The organism is Pseudomonas citrullilanati (assembly GCF_030580855.1).
In the GTDB taxonomy this organism is placed as follows: domain Bacteria; phylum Pseudomonadota; class Gammaproteobacteria; order Pseudomonadales; family Pseudomonadaceae; genus Aquipseudomonas; species Aquipseudomonas citrulli.
Genome location: NZ_JAUQOP010000006.1, coordinates 106,662 through 122,853, shown reverse-complemented (window position 1 = coordinate 122,853; position 16,192 = coordinate 106,662). Strand labels below are relative to the sequence as shown.

15 protein-coding genes are annotated in these 16,192 nt (G+C 59.1%); 12 read left to right on the top strand and 3 right to left on the bottom strand.

Annotated elements, in window-relative coordinates; all coding sequences use genetic code 11:
* Positions 1-5: 5 nt before the first annotated feature.
* Genes Q6A48_RS07070 through Q6A48_RS07060 form a run of 3 tightly spaced genes read right to left on the bottom strand, consistent with a single transcriptional unit; the run spans position 6 to position 3,696 of the window.
* On the bottom strand, positions 6-779 hold the full coding sequence (locus Q6A48_RS07070; RefSeq protein WP_304552936.1) for a hypothetical protein: 774 nt from the start codon (positions 777-779) through the stop codon (positions 6-8).
* A complete protein-coding gene (locus Q6A48_RS07065) occupies positions 776-1,627 on the bottom strand; it encodes a DUF4123 domain-containing protein (RefSeq protein ID WP_304552934.1) in 852 nt (283 codons plus the stop codon). The genes Q6A48_RS07070 and Q6A48_RS07065 overlap by 4 nt, the downstream gene beginning before the upstream one ends.
* Positions 1,624-3,696 (bottom strand): type VI secretion system Vgr family protein, encoded by a 2,073-nt coding sequence (locus Q6A48_RS07060; RefSeq protein WP_304552932.1) that lies wholly within the window; start codon positions 3,694-3,696, stop codon positions 1,624-1,626. Before Q6A48_RS07060 ends, Q6A48_RS07065 begins: the two co-directional genes overlap by 4 nt.
* 419 nt (positions 3,697-4,115) lie before the next feature.
* On the opposite strand from Q6A48_RS07060, the gene tssA reads away from it, so the two are divergent.
* The 12 genes from tssA to icmH all read left to right on the top strand — a co-directional run bounded on the left by tssA (position 4,116) and on the right by icmH (position 16,192).
* Complete coding sequence (gene tssA, locus Q6A48_RS07055) at positions 4,116-5,672, top strand: type VI secretion system protein TssA (protein WP_304552930.1); 1,557 nt, start codon at positions 4,116-4,118, stop codon at positions 5,670-5,672.
* Positions 5,673-5,705: 33 nt separating this feature from the next.
* Positions 5,706-6,215: a type VI secretion system contractile sheath small subunit gene (tssB, locus tag Q6A48_RS07050; protein WP_304552928.1), complete on the top strand. Its 510-nt coding sequence runs from the start codon at positions 5,706-5,708 to the stop codon at positions 6,213-6,215.
* A gap of 4 nt (positions 6,216-6,219) precedes the next feature.
* On the top strand, positions 6,220-7,695 hold the full coding sequence (gene tssC / locus Q6A48_RS07045; protein ID WP_304553077.1) for a type VI secretion system contractile sheath large subunit: 1,476 nt from the start codon (positions 6,220-6,222) through the stop codon (positions 7,693-7,695).
* Between the two features lie 8 nt (positions 7,696-7,703).
* Complete coding sequence (tssE, locus tag Q6A48_RS07040) at positions 7,704-8,114, top strand: type VI secretion system baseplate subunit TssE (protein WP_304552926.1); 411 nt, start codon at positions 7,704-7,706, stop codon at positions 8,112-8,114.
* Positions 8,115-8,120: 6 nt separating this feature from the next.
* Positions 8,121-9,908, top strand: a complete 1,788-nt coding sequence (gene tssF / locus Q6A48_RS07035) for a type VI secretion system baseplate subunit TssF (protein ID WP_304552923.1) — start codon at positions 8,121-8,123, stop codon at positions 9,906-9,908.
* On the top strand, positions 9,872-10,876 hold the full coding sequence (gene tssG / locus Q6A48_RS07030) for a type VI secretion system baseplate subunit TssG (RefSeq protein ID WP_304552922.1): 1,005 nt from the start codon (positions 9,872-9,874) through the stop codon (positions 10,874-10,876). The genes tssF and tssG overlap by 37 nt, the downstream gene beginning before the upstream one ends.
* Positions 10,877-10,991: 115 nt before the next feature.
* Positions 10,992-12,509 (top strand): sigma-54 interaction domain-containing protein, encoded by a 1,518-nt coding sequence (locus Q6A48_RS07025; RefSeq protein ID WP_304552920.1) that lies wholly within the window; start codon positions 10,992-10,994, stop codon positions 12,507-12,509.
* Positions 12,510-12,570: 61 nt separating this feature from the next.
* On the top strand, positions 12,571-12,711 hold the full coding sequence (locus tag Q6A48_RS07020; protein ID WP_304552919.1) for a type VI secretion protein: 141 nt from the start codon (positions 12,571-12,573) through the stop codon (positions 12,709-12,711).
* 19 nt (positions 12,712-12,730) lie between these two features.
* Positions 12,731-13,501 (top strand): type VI secretion system-associated FHA domain protein TagH, encoded by a 771-nt coding sequence (tagH, locus tag Q6A48_RS07015; protein WP_304552917.1) that lies wholly within the window; start codon positions 12,731-12,733, stop codon positions 13,499-13,501.
* Between the two features lie 5 nt (positions 13,502-13,506).
* Positions 13,507-13,995, top strand: a complete 489-nt coding sequence (gene tssJ, locus Q6A48_RS07010) for a type VI secretion system lipoprotein TssJ (RefSeq protein WP_304552916.1) — start codon at positions 13,507-13,509, stop codon at positions 13,993-13,995.
* Positions 13,992-15,323, top strand: coding sequence for a type VI secretion system baseplate subunit TssK (tssK, locus tag Q6A48_RS07005; protein ID WP_304552915.1), 1,332 nt, complete (start codon positions 13,992-13,994; stop codon positions 15,321-15,323). The genes tssJ and tssK overlap by 4 nt, the downstream gene beginning before the upstream one ends.
* A 5-nt stretch (positions 15,324-15,328) precedes the next feature.
* Positions 15,329-16,192 (top strand): type IVB secretion system protein IcmH/DotU, encoded by an 864-nt coding sequence (icmH, locus tag Q6A48_RS07000; protein WP_304552914.1) that lies wholly within the window; start codon positions 15,329-15,331, stop codon positions 16,190-16,192.

Sequence of the window (16,192 nt, the reverse complement as noted above, 5' to 3'; positions counted from 1 at the left end):
CTTCCTTATTCCTTGCACCCTGGATAGAGGGTGCACTTCTGTCCATCCGGCATCTGGAAGCCACTGAAATCCCTGTGGTTTCCCAAGCAAAATGCGTATGGATCCTCAAAACTCTTCCCCAGGCAGCGTTTCCAGCCGTTAGGAACCTTTACCCAGGTGTCGCGCATGTAAGGTCGTTCTTCTTCCGCCAACGTGATCGTCATCCTGAGCGTCTTGCCCGGCAGTTGATCCAGGGTATACGCAGAGAATGGGCGGCCAATTTGCAGCTCGCCTTGCGCATTGGTTTCCTTGCAGTCGAGGATTTTCACGATGCGGCGCTTGGGTCCTGCCGTGCGGAACAGCCACTGGCATTGCCCATAAAAGACACTCTCGCCCGCTTCGCTGAAAATGCCTTTGTATTGCGGCTCCAGCTCGTCACGTATCGCAACGATTGCGGCATCTCCGCTGATATCACCCCAGTCGTCGCCATAGGCCGAGTTGATTTCGAGTTTGATCCTGTGGATCACCAAGCGGCAGCCGCTTACCGTTCGATACAAGGCTATTTTCGAGTCCGCCTGGTAGTGCTTGCGCCAGTGCAGGTTGTATCCAACCTCAGTGTTCCTCCCGCCGGGTACGGTGCAGGTTTGTCCCTTGGCAGGGACGTATACGGCGATGGCCTGATAGGCAAAGTCCGGCGGTAGGTCGGCAGTGAACGTGAAGGTGTCCGGTGGCTTGTAGATGCAGCCCGCCGTAATCGCCAGGTTCAAACCCAGGCTCGTCATCCGGAGGATGGTCTTCATGACGGTGCGCCCTCTTGCCAAATGTCCACCATCGATCGCACCCGATCAAAATGCTCGTCGGGATTCTCGCCAGGGCGAGCGTTCCAGTACTGCGGCATCGAATCGGGTGCTCGCAGGCGTTGAGTCAGCAAGAACGCCAACTGCCAGGGCGACTGCCAGCGCCATGCCTCTGCCTGGTCGATGACGGCCTGCAACCATGTATCGGGGGCCTGTCGTTCGGCGAGTTCGGCGTAGGCCTGGAGATGCTCGGCCAAGAGAAAGCGCCAGGCGTTGAGTCGGCGGGTCTGCCTCGCTTGCGATCGGGGAACAGGTACCCCTAGCCAATGGGGTGAGCCTGGCACCGGGTACTTACCCGGGGCCGGGTTATCCGTGTTCGTCCAGCGCGAGCCCTGCCAGTAACACACGCTGATGGCCGGTCCGAGATAGGCGGGGTAGGCCTCAACGGGCAAGTGTTCAAGTGCGCGGCTCAATACCCGATTGTCGTAGAAGCGATACAACGCCCGATGAGGTCGTACCCCGACAATCATTCGTTCATGCCAATGTTCGACCAGGCTGGAGAGGCTTCCCTTGGGCACGCTGGCGAGCCATCCCCAATGACTTTCCGGCCGCTTCAGCAATTCGCCTAGGTTCGGGTCGTCGGGTTGATCGAGGTCGAAGACAAATGGGCCGATATCGTTGAGGTCTGCGACCACGGACTGGCCGTAGACGCTTCGGTACTGCTCGGGTCGTCCGCTGTTTAGAAACGCCTGGCGTACCTGGTGCTCATTTTCCGAGTCCAGAACGAGACACAAGCCGTGGCCAAGGCGCTGGTGCTCGGTCAACCACCGATGGGGACAGGTCTGGGTCATGCGGCGACAGCCTCCGCAACGCAAATTCCTTCGCGGCAGGCCTCGCAGATCGGGCAGAAGTCCGCTCCCATGGCTTTACTGACACTCATCAGGGCACGCTGAGTGGGGGCGAGCGATGGAGGCGAATCCATCGGCGCCGCCGGTGGCGGCGTTGTGCCGGACGTGAATGTTGCGGCAGCGACCAGCGGCGCTCCGCCAATCCGGATTTCACTGCTGCTGTAGATACCGCCAGGACCGATAACGATGTGTTGGCCCCCGGCGTTCAAGCTCAACGTCGTGCCTGCCTGCAGAACCAGGTGAGCGCCGGCCTTTACATGCACCTGCTGCCCGGCCTCGACGACCAATGCCTGGTCGACGCGGGTATGGCGGTTGGCGACATGCAGGTGGTCATCCCCTTCCACCTGGATCCTGCGGTCAGCGGCCGTGGTCCGGTGTTCCTCGGCATGCAGTACCGTGATGCTGTTGCCCATGACGATTTCCCGCCGCTCGTTGCCCACCTCCAACCGGCTGTCGTGTTCTATCTTCTGCTCCATGTCACGCTGGGCCCGCAAGTAGATCAGTTCCTGTCCTGCCCGGTCCTCCAGGTGCAACTCATTGAATCCCGCGCCTGCTGGCGAGCTGCTGGAGCGAAGCACCGTGCGAGTCTTGAGTTCGGGCAGGGGGTAGGGCAAAGGGTTGGCGCTGTTGGTCAGGCATCCACTGATCAACGGTTTGTCGGGGTCGCCTTCCAGGAAGGTCACCAACACTTCCATGCCCACCCTTGGAATCGTCACGATGCCGTAGCCGTTACCGGCCCAATTGGACGCGACTCGCAACCAGCAACTGGTGCCGTCATCCGGACGGCCCGCGCGATCCCAGAAAAACCTGACCTTGACCCGGCCGTATTGGTCGCAGTGGATCTCTTCGCCCTTGGGGCCAGTGACGACCGCCGTCTGACTACCCGCCATGCGTGGCTTTTGACGGACCCGTGGCGCACGAAAGATCATGTCCCAGGGGGTAGCAGCAAAGCGATTGTGGTAACCCTGATCCAGTGCTCCTGGCGCGATGTGTGGGGTGCTCCCGGCGCCCTCTTCCAACACCTGCGGTTGCTTGCCCTCGTGATGGACCTCCGTCAGCAGCCAGAGGTCATTCCATTCCCGACGAGGGTGTTCGTTCAACGTCAGGAAGTGCCCCGCCCTCAGCGTTGACTGATTACCCTGGCCTTCAGCCTGTCGGTAATCGGCGCGATGGCGCTCCAGGTTTCGCCTCAGCAGCCGTTCACGTTTTCCATGGCTGAAATCGCCGGGATAATCGTAGTCCTCCAAATTCGGGTGGTCGTTTTCGTCGTCTGCCCGCCAGGTTTTTTCCAGGAGGAAGGTGGCCTTTTCGAAATCGTATTCTCGACGCCTGACTTGGGTGGTCCGGGTTTCCAGCCTCAAGCCAAACCTTCGAATGACTGGCTCATCGGCGACCATACCGTCGCACTGTTTGTAGACACTCGGGTGGTCGAGCCGAGGAAATACGGTCTGGTCATCGCCAAATACCAGATGGTGACCCGACTCAGTGTGTCGGAAATGGTAATGCAGGCCTTCTTCCTGGCAGAGGCGCTCGATGAAGTGCAAGTCCGACTCTCGGTACTGAACGCAATAGTCGCGAGGCCCATAGCTTTCCCCCAGGTGAAAGTGGTGGGCGTCAGCAAGAATGCCATGATCCTTGAGAATTGACGTGATGATTTGCGGAACGCTGAGGTGTTGGAAAATGCGTTGATTAGTGCGGTGCGCCAAGTAGGCCAGTTGTGGGACCAGTCTTATCTTGTAATGAGTCAGGCGCTTGACAGGGTCGCCCAGCACGACGCTGTAGATAAGCCCATGCACCCCGCATGTTTGCCTGGCTAGTTTGTCGAATGTAAGAAATGCCTGCCTGTGAAGCAGCTTTTCCAAGTCCGGGCTTTTACGCTCGCTGACGAGTTCAACTTCGAATGAGTAGGGCTGGCTGATGGCTTCATGACCTTTGAACGCGAGGACCTGAAAATCATGTTCAAGTCCGGTGACAGCGATTCCAAATGTTGAATGGGCATGGGCGTGAGGCATCGATTCGTCCTTGGCTGTGCGGTGGCTCCTAAGGACATTGAAGCAGTCTTGAGGGACAAAAATCGCTGAAAATTAAAAAAAGGAATTATATGTAAGAAATTTCTCAGAAGCTGAGATCTTGTTAATTCGTGTAATGCTTTAAGTTGTTTTTTGGTTGACCCGAGGCAAAAAAATATATCGGACATATCGAGCAAACGTTAAAACCCCGTTTTGCAACTTCAATGTCCACTTGACTCCGAGAAAAAGCGAAATTTCCTACTTTTTTATGGATTGATCCTTGGCATTCTCTACGGCGCTTGGACGGAGCAAGCTCGCTGGATAGTGGTCGCTCTATTGCCATTATCGAACGCTTGTCCACGCGCTGATCAAATGACCCTGAACACTCAGGCCATAACTGAATTCATCCGAAAGAATCGAGAATGTCGTACTCGGGGAAACTCACCGCCCATTACCTGGCCCTCGCCAAGTCTCCTGTCTCCAAGGACAGTTTTGCGGGCGCGGACGTGCGCTTTTCCAATGAGTTCGAGTCCCTGGAAAGCGAGCTGATCAAGTCCCGATCGATGTACGAACATGATCAGGTGGATTGGTTGAAGGTTCTCGAACAGAGCGAATCGCTGTTGCGCCTTCAGTCGAAGGATGTGCGCGTAGCCGTCTGGCTAACCTGGGCGCTGTATCAGCGCGAGTCTTTCCAAGGGTTGCTGGCCGGTCTTTGCCTCTTGCATCACCTATGCAAAGACCATTGGGCCGAGATTCATCCAGCCAAGTCTCGAACACGCGCTGCCAGTGTCAACTGGCTGGTCACGCGCCTGGATCAGGTGCTGGGCGACCACGTCGCGGTCAAGGATCAATTGCCTTTATTCCGTCGTCTGGGGGCTCAAGTGGAGGGCCTCGATGGGGTTTTCAGCGCTCACATGGGCGACGAGGCGCCCTTGCTGTTGCCGCTTTGTCGACGAATCGAACACATGATCCAGCGTGCCAGCGAGCACCCGCCGCAACTCGGCGTCATCCACGCGGCAGTTGCCCAGGTGAAACAGACGGCTGCCCAGCTGCTCAACACCGAGGCTGCCATTGAAAACGAAAAAGACGCACACAGGACCCTACGCGTCCAGCAGGAAGGCGCTCGATCATTGTGTGCCTGGTGGCTCAAGCAAAATGCTACCGACATTCGTGCCCTGCGGCTGAATCGGGCCCTGCTCTGGCTGGGGATCGATGTAATGCCTGAACGGAATGCAGAACAGGTTACCCAGTTGCGTGGGTTGCCGATGGACAGGCTCAAGACCTATCAGGATTCCTTCCTGCAGGGTCGATACGCGGACCTGCTCGTGCAAGTCGAAGCCAGCCTGGCCAAGGCGCCGTTCTGGTTCGATGGGCAAAGGCTCGCCTGGGAATGTCTGCAAGGGTTGAACGCCGACCAGGCCATGCGGGAAGTGGAAGTCCATTTTGCGCAGTTCATCCAGCGTTTTCCGGGTGTATTGGAACTGCGCTGGCATGACGGCGCGCCGTTTGCCGACCCGGCTACCCGTGCCTGGATTGCTGCGCATGTCATGCCTCACCTGCAGTGCTCCAGCGCCCCAATCAGCGTCGATACCGTCAACAGTGATGCGCCGTGGGAGCTCGCACTTGAAGAAGCTCGGTCGATTCTGCATGAGGACGGGCTCAGGCCAGCCGTCCAGTCACTCCGGCAGGGCATGCAAGGCGCCCTGGGCGCCCGTGAGCGCTTTCTCTGGCAGTTCGCGATGGCCCGCCTGTGTATATCGGCCAAGAAATACGAGCTCGCCAAGATCCAGCTCGAAGCACTTGATCAGGGTCTGCAACGCGCGGACTTGAATAGTTGGGAGCCCGATCTCGGGCTTCAGGTACTGCACCAACTGCATAACTGCTGTGAGCTTCTACCTCAGAACCATGCCGTACGTGAGTGCAGGGAAGAGACCTATCGCAGATTGTGTCACCTCGACCTGGAGCGGGTCATTGAATAGGCCTGCGGGTCAAGAAATCTCAAGGAAAAAACCATGGCCAAAGACGGCTCTATAGCTCCCAAGGAGCGTATCAACATTACGTTCAAGCCTGCGACCGGTGGGGCTCAGGAACAGATCGAGCTACCGCTGAAACTGGTAGCGATCGGTGATTACACCCACCGTAAGGACGAGCGCAAGGTTGAGGATCGCAAGCCGATCAGCATCGACAAGATGACGTTCGATGACGTACTGGCCAAGCAAGAGTTGAAACTGACACTGAGCGTACCGAATCGCCTGCGGGAAGAAAGCGAGGCAGAAGCGCTAGTCGTGCAACTGAGCGTTAATTCGATGAAAGACTTCAATCCGGCCAGCCTGGTCGAGCAAGTGCCTGAGCTCAAGAAACTCATGGAGTTGCGCGACGCGCTGGTGGCCCTCAAAGGTCCCCTGGGTAACGCACCGGCATTCCGAAAAGCGATTGAAGGCGTGCTCGCCGTCGACGAGTCTCGTACTCGCGTACTGGGCGAGTTGGGCCTGGAAGTCGATCCCATTGGCCAAGGAGACTAACCCCGTGAGCAGAAGCGTAGCGCAACAAAAAAATATTGAAGCGGGCGAGTACAGCCTTCTCGACAGCATCATCGCTGAAACCCACTTGTCTGCGGACGACGAGGCCTACGAGATCGCCAAGCGCGGTGTCTCTGCGTTCATCGAGGAGCTGCTCAAACCGCACAACAGCGGCGAGCCGGTCAAGAAAGCCATGGTTGATCGCATGATCGCCGAGATCGACGCCAAGCTGGGTCGTCAGATGGATGAGATTCTGCACAACCCGGATTTCCAAGCCCTGGAGTCCTCCTGGCGCGGACTCCAGCTGCTGGTGGAGCGCACCAATTTCCGCGAGAACATCAAGATTGAAATGCTCAACGTCTCCAAGAGCGATCTGTTGGACGACTTCGAAGATTCGCCGGAGGTCATGCAATCCGGCCTGTACAAACATATCTACACCGCCGAGTACGGCCAGTTCGGCGGGCAGCCCGTAGGGGCAATCATCGCCAACTATTTCATGTCGCCAAGCCCGCCGGACGTGAAGCTCATGCAATACGTATCCAGTGTCGCCTGCATGTCCCACGCGCCATTCATCGCCGCTGCCGGTCCCAGATTCTTCGGCCTGGACAGCTTCACTGGCCTGCCGGACCTCAAGGACCTGAAAGATCACTTCGAAGGCCCGCAGTTTGCCAAATGGCAAAGTTTTCGCCAGTCGGAAGATGCACGCTACATCGGCCTGACGGTACCGCGCTTCCTGTTGCGCCCCCCCTATGACCCGGAGGAGAACCCGGTCAGGTCGTTTGTGTACAAGGAGACTGTTGCCAACAGCCACGAGCACTACTTGTGGGGTAACACCGCATACGCGTTCGGCTCACGCCTGACCGACAGCTTCGCCAGATTTCGCTGGTGCCCCAACATCGTTGGCCCACAGAGCGGCGGTGTGGTTGAGGATCTGCCTTTGCATCATTTCGCAAGCATGGGTGAGATCGAAACCAAGATACCGACCGAAGTCCTGGTTTCCGACCGGCGCGAATACGAATTGGCCGAAGAGGGCTTCATTTCCCTCACCATGCGCAAGGGCAGCGATAACGCCGCGTTCTTCTCTGCCAATTCCGTCCAGAAGCCCAAGCTCTTCGGCACCAGCGCCGAGGACAAGCAGGCCGAGCTGAATTACAAATTGGGCACCCAGCTGCCCTACATGATGGTCATCAATCGTCTTGCCCATTACCTGAAGGTCCTGCAGCGAGAGCAGTTGGGATCGTGGAAAGAACGCATGGATCTGGAGCGTGAGCTCAACAATTGGATTCGCCAGTATGTGGCTGACCAGGAAAATCCGAGCGCGGAGGTCCGTGGCCGTCGTCCATTGCGCGCGGCGAAGATCGTTGTCAGCGATGTGGAAGGCGAACCGGGCTGGTATCGCGTCAGCCTGAACGTGCGCCCGCACTTCAAATACATGGGCGCTGATTTCACCCTGTCGCTGGTTGGCAAGCTGGACAAGGCGTAAGCGCGGACATGGCCTACGGCAGTCTTTTCGAGCGTCTGGCCGGCGAAACCCGGATGCGCAGCGGTCTGGGTGTCGAGGCTTGCATCTTGGCATCCGTGGCCGCCCATCTGGCCAGGATGCTCAGCGTCCGCGCGGGCAGCGTGCGGACGCTAGCCGACTACGGACTGCCGGACCTCAATGACATGTGTTTGAGCCTGCATGACGCAAAAAACCAGGTTCGCAATGCGATTGAAGCCTTCATCGAGGCGTACGAACCTCGCCTCGACAATGTTTGCGTCACTTGCATACAGGATCCTGCCGACCCGCTCAGATTGTCCTTCAGCATCGACGGCTTGCTGGACGTCAAGGGGCTCAAGCGGCAGGTCAGTTTCTTCGCATGCCTGGATGGCAGCGGTCGGGTCAAGGTCAGACAAGGATAGCGACACATGGCGTTCAACCATTATTACCAGGCCGAGCTGACGGCGCTCCGTCAACTGGGTCGGCGTTTTGCCGATCGAAATCCGGCGTTGGCTCCTTTTCTGGGACAGGCTGGACAGGATCCGGATGTGGAGCGGCTGCTGGAGGGCTTTGCCTTCTTGACCGGGCGGCTTCGCGAGAAGCTCGATGACCAGTTGCCGGAGTTGAGCCATTCACTGATGCAACTGTTGTGGCCGAACTACATGAGGCCCTTGCCAGCCTTCAGCATCTTGCAATTCGATCCGTTGCCGCGGTCCGGGCCTGTCCTGCGGGTAGAGCGCGACACGCCAGTTGAAAGCAAGCCGATCCAGGGTGTGCGATGCCATTTCCGGACGTGCTACCCAACCGATGTCCTGGCGCTGGACCTTACCGGATTGAGTTATTCGGTGAAGGGCGTCGGGTCATGGCTGAACCTGCGCTTGGAAATGCCTTGCGACGGCCATTTGGGGGAAGTGCAGCTAAGCCGCTTGCGCCTGCATTTCACGGGCGAGCGCTATCTCAGCCAGATGCTCTACCTCAGCCTGCTACGTCATCTTGAAGGCATCGAGTTGATCCCGTTGGACGGTGACGGAGCATCCTTCAGCGCGGCAGATGGCAATCCGATGTCGTTCAGGATTCCGGCTGAGCGTGTCCAGCCGGTGGGATTTGCCGAAGAGGAAGCGCTGATCCCCTACCCGCTGAATACCTTCCGCGGCTATCGCTACCTGCAGGAATATTTCGCTTTCCAGGACAAGTTTCTGTTCGTCGACGTCAACGGCCTGGACGTGATCAATACCTTGCCGTTGGAGCGCCTGAAACAAGTGCGTGGTCTGGACCTGCGTTTCGATATCCGCAAAAGCGGCGTCGAGCGGATGCGGCCCACGCTGGATAACGTAAAGCTTTACTGCACCCCCATCGTCAACCTGTTCAAGCATGACGCCCAGCCGATTCGCCTGGATGGCAAACAGGACGAGTATCCGTTGCTGCCGGCCAATTACGACCTGGAGCACTGCTCGGTCTATTCGGTCGAGAGCGTCATTGGCTGGCGCCCCGGCGGCCTGGGGTATCAGGCCTACGTACCGTTCGAGTCGTTTGAGCACGATTGCAGTTTCGACGTCCCTGACAGCCGTCCGTACTACAGCGTCCGGCAACGTCCTTCGTTGTTCAATAGCGGCCTCGATACCCGCCTGGCCTTTGGTCTGCAACACGCCCGGCCCTATGAAACGCTGTCGATCGAACTGACGTGCACCAACCAGGACCTGCCACGCCAACTCAAGCCCGGGGACATCGATCAACCCGGTGAAAAAACCCCGGAATCGCTGGGCTTCCGCAATATCGGCCCCGTTACGCCAAGCTTCGCGCCGCCACTCAATGGCGATTTCCTGTGGAAGTTGATCAGCAACATGTCACTCAACTACCTGTCGCTGGCGGACGTCAATGCACTCAAGGTGATCCTCGAAAGCTACGATTTTCCGCGTTACCACGACGAGCGAACCGAGAAGGTCAGCCAGCGCTTGCTCGACAGCCTCAAGTCAATCCGGCACCAGCCGGTCGATCGGCTGCATCGGGGGCTGCCGGTTCGAGGCTTGCGTACCGAATTGACCGTCGACCCACAAGGTTACATCGGCGAAGGCGATCTATTTGTCTTCGCTTCGGTCCTCAACGAGTTCTTCGCGCTTTATGCCAGCCTCAATTCGTATCACGAGCTACGGGTGAACAGCACACAGGGAGAGGTGTACCAATGGTTACCCCGCATGGGCCAACAGCCGCTTCTATGAGCTTGCTGACACGGGGTATACGCGAATATTCGCTGTTCCAGGCTGTGCTACAGGTCTTGGATCGGCTGCGTGAGGCCCACCCCGGCCTGGATGATGAGGCGCTTTACGATCAACTGGAGTTCCAGGCCAATCCAAGCCTGGGTTTTCCGGCCAGCGATATCGATCGCGTGGAGTTCTTCCAAGAGCATGGAAACCTGCGTGCACGCCTGCGCTTGAATCTTATCTGCCTGGTGGGGGCAGGTTCGCCACTTCCGGCGTTCTATAGCGAGCAAGCCGTGGGGGAAGAGAACGACAATTTGACTCGTCATTTCCTCGACCTGTTCCACCATCGTCTTCAACGACTGATGCTGCCGATCTGGCGCAAGTACCGGTACTGCGCAAGCTTCCAGGGCGGTGCCCGCGACCCGTTTTCCGAGCAACTGTTTGCGCTGATCGGGCTGGGTGGCGAAGAAATTCGCAAGGCCAGCCAGCTGAACTGGAAGCGCCTGTTGCCGTATCTGGGCCTGTTGAGCCTGCGTGCTCACTCGGCGGCGCTGATCGAAGCCGTGCTGCGTTATTACTTCAAGCACGCCGAATTGATCCTGGAGCAATGCGTCGAGCGCCGTGTAGAGATCCTCGACGAGCAGCGCAATCGACTGGGAAGCGCCAATAGCCTGTTGAGCGAAGACTTGGTGCTGGGTCAGCGGGTGCGCGACCGCAGCGGCAAATTCCGTATTCATATCCGCGAGCTGGATTGGCAACGCTTCCACGAATTCCTGCCCATCGGCACCGGGTATCGACCGCTGTGCTCATTGGTGCGATTCACCCTGCGCGACCCTATCGAATATGACATTCGCCTGGTACTGCGCCAGCAGGAAATACGCGCCCTGCGCATTGGCGAGCAGAACCGTTGTCGCCTGGGATGGACCAGTTGGCTGGGGCACGAACGCGCGGACGGCGTGGTGATCCTCGGCAGTAAAACTCACTAGGAATGGATGACATGAACGAGGCAGATCTTCAGCAACTCGACGAACCGGCGGCATGTGCACGTGATGCCCAGCGGCGAGGCCAGCGTGGCGTGGGCGTTCACCCGAGATGAGTGCAATGTTCGAGGGTGTTCCGCAACCGCTTGCCTATGCCCAGGCACTTCTAATGCAGTTCTCCAGCCTTTCGCGCCTGGAAGACGGGCCTGCGCTGGTGGGAAGTTTCATCCAGGGTGCTGCTCGACTCAGCGGGTGTGAACTCGTCCAGTTGTATTTGCTCGATGCCACCCGTACTCATCTGGAGCTGAACACCGAATGCCTGGAAGGTCATGTGCAGTTCCGTGATCGCGCGGACCTTCCTTCCCGCTACAACGATGAGCCACTTCTGCAATTTGTGCTGCGCCAGAACCGCGTCGTATGCCTCGATACGTTGAGCGACAGCCTCCATGCAACCGGATTTCTGCCGGACCGGGCGACAGCGTGGCAATCCATGCTCGGCCTACCCCTCGTCAGCCCCCAAGGGACCGCCGAAGGTTTATTGCTGTGTGCCAGCGACCAGCGCCTCGACCTCCAGGGGTTTGCGCAATCCCTGGGCCATCTCGGAACGTTTGCGCTCGGCCAACTGCGCCTGTTGCAGCGCCTGCACCGGCCTGTCGACGCGCCCCCATCCATCAACCCGAGCCTGCCAAGCGCCAACGACTACGGCCTGATCGGCAAGAGTGCCGCGATGCGCAAGACCTGCTCGATGATCAGCAAGGTCGTGCACAGCCCATTCACCATTTTGTTGCGGGGTGAGACCGGCACCGGCAAGGAGGTGGTGGCCCGCGCCATCCATGACGCCAGCCAGCGCCGGACCAAGGCGCTTGTCGTGCAGAACTGCGCAGCGGTGCCGGAGAACCTGTTGGAAAGTGAGCTTTTCGGTTATCGCAAGGGCGCTTTTACCGGAGCCGATCGTGACCGTGCCGGGCTGTTCGACGCCGCCAACGGGGGCACGTTGTTGCTCGATGAAATCGGCGACATGCCACTGTCCCTCCAGGCAAAGCTGCTGCGGGTGTTGCAGGAAGGTGAAATTCGCCCATTGGGCGCCAATGAAACCCACAACGTCGACGTGCGGATCATTGCCGCGACCCATCGCGACCTGAAGCAACTGATGAAGGAGGGCAAGTTTCGCGAGGACTTGTATTACCGGCTGGCGCAGTTTCCGATCCAGTTGCCTTCACTGCGACAGCGCGACGGGGACGTCATCGAGCTGGCGCGGCATTTCGCCGACAAGGCCTGTGCGCTTTTGCGGCGCGATCCGCTGAGCTGGTCGGATGCGGCGCTTGATCATCTGGCTGCCTACGGTTTCCCGGGAAACGTACGCGAGCTCAAAAGTGTCGTGGAAAGGGCCGTGTTGTTGTGCGAAGGCAGCGAGTTGCTCGTCGAGCACTTCGGATTGCGCATCGAGAGCCCAGTCGAACGCGGCCGCGTAAGCCTGCGAGAACGCATGAAGCAGATCGAACGAAATCTTTTGATCGATGGCTTGCGCGAATCTGGCGGCAATAAGGCCCGCACCGCCCGCGAACTGGGCCTGCCGCTGCGCACACTGCTCTACCGACTTGAACGCCTGAACATCCAGCGCAGTGATTTCGATGACTGACCCCACCCCTGTCTCGACGTATTTCTTGCCGCGTCGCCCATTCGCCTCTGGAGCCATTTCCATGCCTGTTTTTTCCTGGCCCGCAGTCCTGTTGTCCTGCGTCGTGTCATGCAGCCTGGTCGGTTGCAATGGCAATTACAAATTCAACGACAGCGGTTATCGCCCGCTGGGAGATCCGCAGGCGATCACCCGTGGCAAATGACCCCCAGGAGCGTTGATAGATGGAACTTGTTTTCGAGATGCCGGACCCCGGGCAGTCGGGCGCCGTGCGGCAATGCCGGAAAGTGTTCGGCCCGGCGGGCGGTGCCATCGGGCGAGGCGAGGACTGCGACTGGATCATTCCCGATCGCCAGCGCCTGGTGTCCAAGCGCCATGCAGTGGTGAGCTTTCGCGAGGGCGCGTTTTACCTGACCGATATCAGTGCCAACGGTACGATCGATCGCGACAGCGGCCTGGCCCTGCCCAAAGGCCAGCCGACGCGGATCAGGGATGCGAGCGCCTACCTCATGGGCGGGATCGAGGTCCTGGCGCATCTGGTCGGCGGACCTGCGCGCAGCATTGCCGAAGCAGACCACCCGATGTCGGGTGAACGCCTTATCCCCGACGATGCCTTTCTGGATCTGGACCCACTCAAAGCCCTGGATCAACAGGAACGCGCCTGCCTGGACATTGATCGGCTGATAGAGCCTGCCGCCCGAACACGCACAGGCTTCGCAAGCCTGGACCATGCCCTTCTCGCTGGGGAAAACCTGTTGTTGCCGGAGCTGGCCGAGGCCGGTACCGCGTTCAAGCGATCCCCCGCCACCCAACACCCCGATGAAGGCTTCTGGGCGCGCTTCGGCGGCGCGTTGGGCGTGGAACTCGATGACCTGGACCCGGCAGCCCGCGAATCCCTGGCGCTCACAGCTGCGCGATGGTTCAAGCAAACGGCCCAGGCTTATGAAGAACAGGCTCGCCTGATTCTCCCTCCATCTATCGATCGCCACGGATGACGACCATGCCTCGTTTCACAGTGCTTTTTTTCAAGCCCCTTGTAGCTTTCCTCATGACGCTTGGGTTGAGCGGTTGCGCCGCCTGGTCGCCATTCTCGACGATGACCAAACTCCATCTCACGCTGGCCGCGAGTGACCAGCTCAATCCCGATCTCCATGGGCGGCCGTCGCCTGTGGTGGTGCGCCTGTTTGAACTCAGGCACCCGGTTGCATTCGAGAACGCAGACTTCTTCAGCCTCTATGAGCGCGCGAAGGACACCCTGTCGACGGATCTGGTGGCCAGTGAAGAATTGGAATTGCGTCCGGGTGACAGCGTCGAGCTCAGGCTGGGGCTTACCGGCGATGGCCGTTACCTGGGCATGCTCGCGGCGTACCGGGACCTGCCGCACACGCGATGGCGCTACACCTTGGCGGTTGCTCCGGCGCAGTTGACCGAAGCGAGCCTGACCCTCACACAGGACGGGATTGCCAGGGGCAAGGTGGATGACCGATGAATCACGATAAAGTCATCTGGCAGGAAGGTATGCTCCTGCGCCCGCAACACTTGCAACACAACGACCGTTATTTCGATCACCAGTTGAAGGTCCGTACCCGCCTGTTGAGCCGTTATGCGTGGGGATTCCTGGGCCTGGAAATTGATCTGCAGTTTCTTAACATGGGTCAATTGGTGGTCAGCCACGCCAGTGGGATCCTGCCCGATGGCAGCCTGTTCGAACTGGGCGGTAACGCCGAGCCACTGGCCCTGGAAATACCCTCCAACACGCGCAATACGCCGATCTACCTTGCCTTGCCCTTGGTGACGGGCAATCACGTCGAGTCCCGTCGCCCGGAGCAGTACGACGTGCTGGCGCGCTATACCCTCTACGACGCACAAGTGGCCGACTCCAATGCTGGAGAAGTCGGTACGAGCCAAGTCAGCTGTGGCCGTCCGGACCTGCGTTTGTTGTTGGGAGACCAACAGAGTGATGACGCGTTCGTGAAGCTCAAGCTGTGTGAGGTACTCGATACCACGGCCGACGGTGTCATCAGGCTCGATCCGGGCTTCGTGCCGACCTTCCTCCAGGCCGCTTCATCCCCCTACCTGCTGTCTTGCCTGAAGGAGGTCCTCGGCATGCTCGCCCATCGGGGCGACAGCCTCGCCGAGCGAATAGGCGCCAATGGCAAAGCGGGCGGCGCCCAAGTGGGTGATTTCATGATGCTGCAACTGATCAACCGCAGCGAACTGTTGCTACGCCATTACCTGGATCTGGAGCAAGTGCACCCGGAAGCACTGTATCGGACGTTGCTGGCGCTGCTGGGCGACCTGGCGACATTTTCCAGCGACAGCAAACGCCCTGCGCTCAATAACCGCTATCAACACAGCAACCAGGGTGGGTGCTTTCGAAGCCTGATGCAGGCGATCCGCCAGGCGTTGTCGATGGTGCTCGAACAGCATGCAATCGAATTGCAGATGCAGGCGCGTCAATACGGAATCACGGTGTCGCCGGTGCAGGATCTTTCGCTGCTGGACTCGGCCTCGTTCGTACTGGCGGCAAGCGCCAACTGCGACAGCGACGAGTTGCGTCAGCGATTGCCTTCGCACCTCAAGGTCGGTTCGGTGGAGCGCATCCGCCAGCTGGTCAACCTGCATCTGCCAGGCATCAAGCTCCGCCCCCTGCCTGTAGCGCCACGGCAGATTGCGTTCCACGTCAACAAAACCTATTTCATCCTCGAACCCAGCACCGAAGACCTGGCGCAACTGAAACGCTCTGCCGGTTTTGCATTCCATGTCTCCGGTGATTTTTCCGAGCTTGAACTGAATTTTTGGGCCATCAGGAACTGAACGACATGGATAAGGACCCTCCACAAGACGAAGCGACAGTCTTGCTCGACCATCATGGCCAATGCCCTGCCGCGGGCCCCTTGACCGACGCTGTCGCGCCGCCGCGCATGGAGCAATTGCAGGAGCGAATGATCTATGCGGCGCAGCTGCCGCCGTCCCAGGCCTTCAATGCAAGCCTCAACCCGCTGGTGGCAGCGGCTTGCGAGCTGTTGTCGCAAGTGGTGCGGCTCAAGTACGGCCAGGAGCGCGGGGACTTGTTGGCGCTCAAGCGGGAACTGTGCCTGGAGCTGGAGCGGTTCGAGGCCCGTGCCTTGCAGGCGAACGTCGAGAGCACGCAGCTGATCGCCGCCCGCTACGTACTTTGCACGGTGATTGACGAGGCGGTGGTCACCACGCCGTGGGGACAGGGGAGCGACTGGTCAAAGCTGAGCCTGCTCAGCACCTTTCATAACGAAACGTTCGGAGGTGAAAAAGTCTTCCAATTGATCGATCGCTTGTCGAAGAACCCCGTCAAGCACCTGCCCATGCTCGAGCTGATGTACTTGTGCCTGTCCCTCGGTTTTGAGGGCAAATATCGGGTTCAAGCCCGTGGAGTGCTTGAGTTGGAAGGCTTGCGCGACGCCTTGTACCGGCTCATTCGCCAGGTGCGCGGCGACGTCCCTCGGCAATTGTCGCCTCACTGGGAGGGCGTAGGCGCCACGCGTCGTCGTCCAGTGCGCATCGTTCCGGCCTGGGCGGTGGCGGGCTTTACGGTGTTCTGCCTGGGCGTGATGTACGCGAGCTTCGCCTGGGTGCTGGACGAGCAGCGCCGAAGCGTACTGCAACCTTACCAACCGCTGGAGCAGGTCATCGCCCAGCAACTGCCTTGA

Bases quoted from the DNA above. Each gene is read 5' to 3' on its own strand.
- Q6A48_RS07070 (WP_304552936.1), bottom strand. From the start codon at position 779: ATGAAGACCATCCTCCGGATGACGAGCCTGGGTTTGAACCTGGCGATT.
- tssJ (WP_304552916.1), top strand. From the start codon at position 13,507: ATGCCTCGTTTCACAGTGCTTTTTTTCAAGCCCCTTGTAGCTTTCCTC.
- tssG (WP_304552922.1), top strand. From the start codon at position 9,872: ATGGTTACCCCGCATGGGCCAACAGCCGCTTCTATGAGCTTGCTGACA.
- icmH (WP_304552914.1), top strand. From the start codon at position 15,329: ATGGATAAGGACCCTCCACAAGACGAAGCGACAGTCTTGCTCGACCAT.
- tssF (WP_304552923.1), top strand. From the start codon at position 8,121: ATGGCGTTCAACCATTATTACCAGGCCGAGCTGACGGCGCTCCGTCAA.
- tagH (WP_304552917.1), top strand. From the start codon at position 12,731: ATGGAACTTGTTTTCGAGATGCCGGACCCCGGGCAGTCGGGCGCCGTG.
- tssB (WP_304552928.1), top strand. From the start codon at position 5,706: ATGGCCAAAGACGGCTCTATAGCTCCCAAGGAGCGTATCAACATTACG.
- tssA (WP_304552930.1), top strand. From the start codon at position 4,116: ATGTCGTACTCGGGGAAACTCACCGCCCATTACCTGGCCCTCGCCAAG.
- tssK (WP_304552915.1), top strand. From the start codon at position 13,992: ATGAATCACGATAAAGTCATCTGGCAGGAAGGTATGCTCCTGCGCCCG.
- Q6A48_RS07020 (WP_304552919.1), top strand. From the start codon at position 12,571: ATGCCTGTTTTTTCCTGGCCCGCAGTCCTGTTGTCCTGCGTCGTGTCA.
- tssE (WP_304552926.1), top strand. From the start codon at position 7,704: ATGGCCTACGGCAGTCTTTTCGAGCGTCTGGCCGGCGAAACCCGGATG.
- Q6A48_RS07060 (WP_304552932.1), bottom strand. From the start codon at position 3,696: ATGCCTCACGCCCATGCCCATTCAACATTTGGAATCGCTGTCACCGGA.
- Q6A48_RS07025 (WP_304552920.1), top strand. From the start codon at position 10,992: ATGTTCGAGGGTGTTCCGCAACCGCTTGCCTATGCCCAGGCACTTCTA.
- Q6A48_RS07065 (WP_304552934.1), bottom strand. From the start codon at position 1,627: ATGACCCAGACCTGTCCCCATCGGTGGTTGACCGAGCACCAGCGCCTT.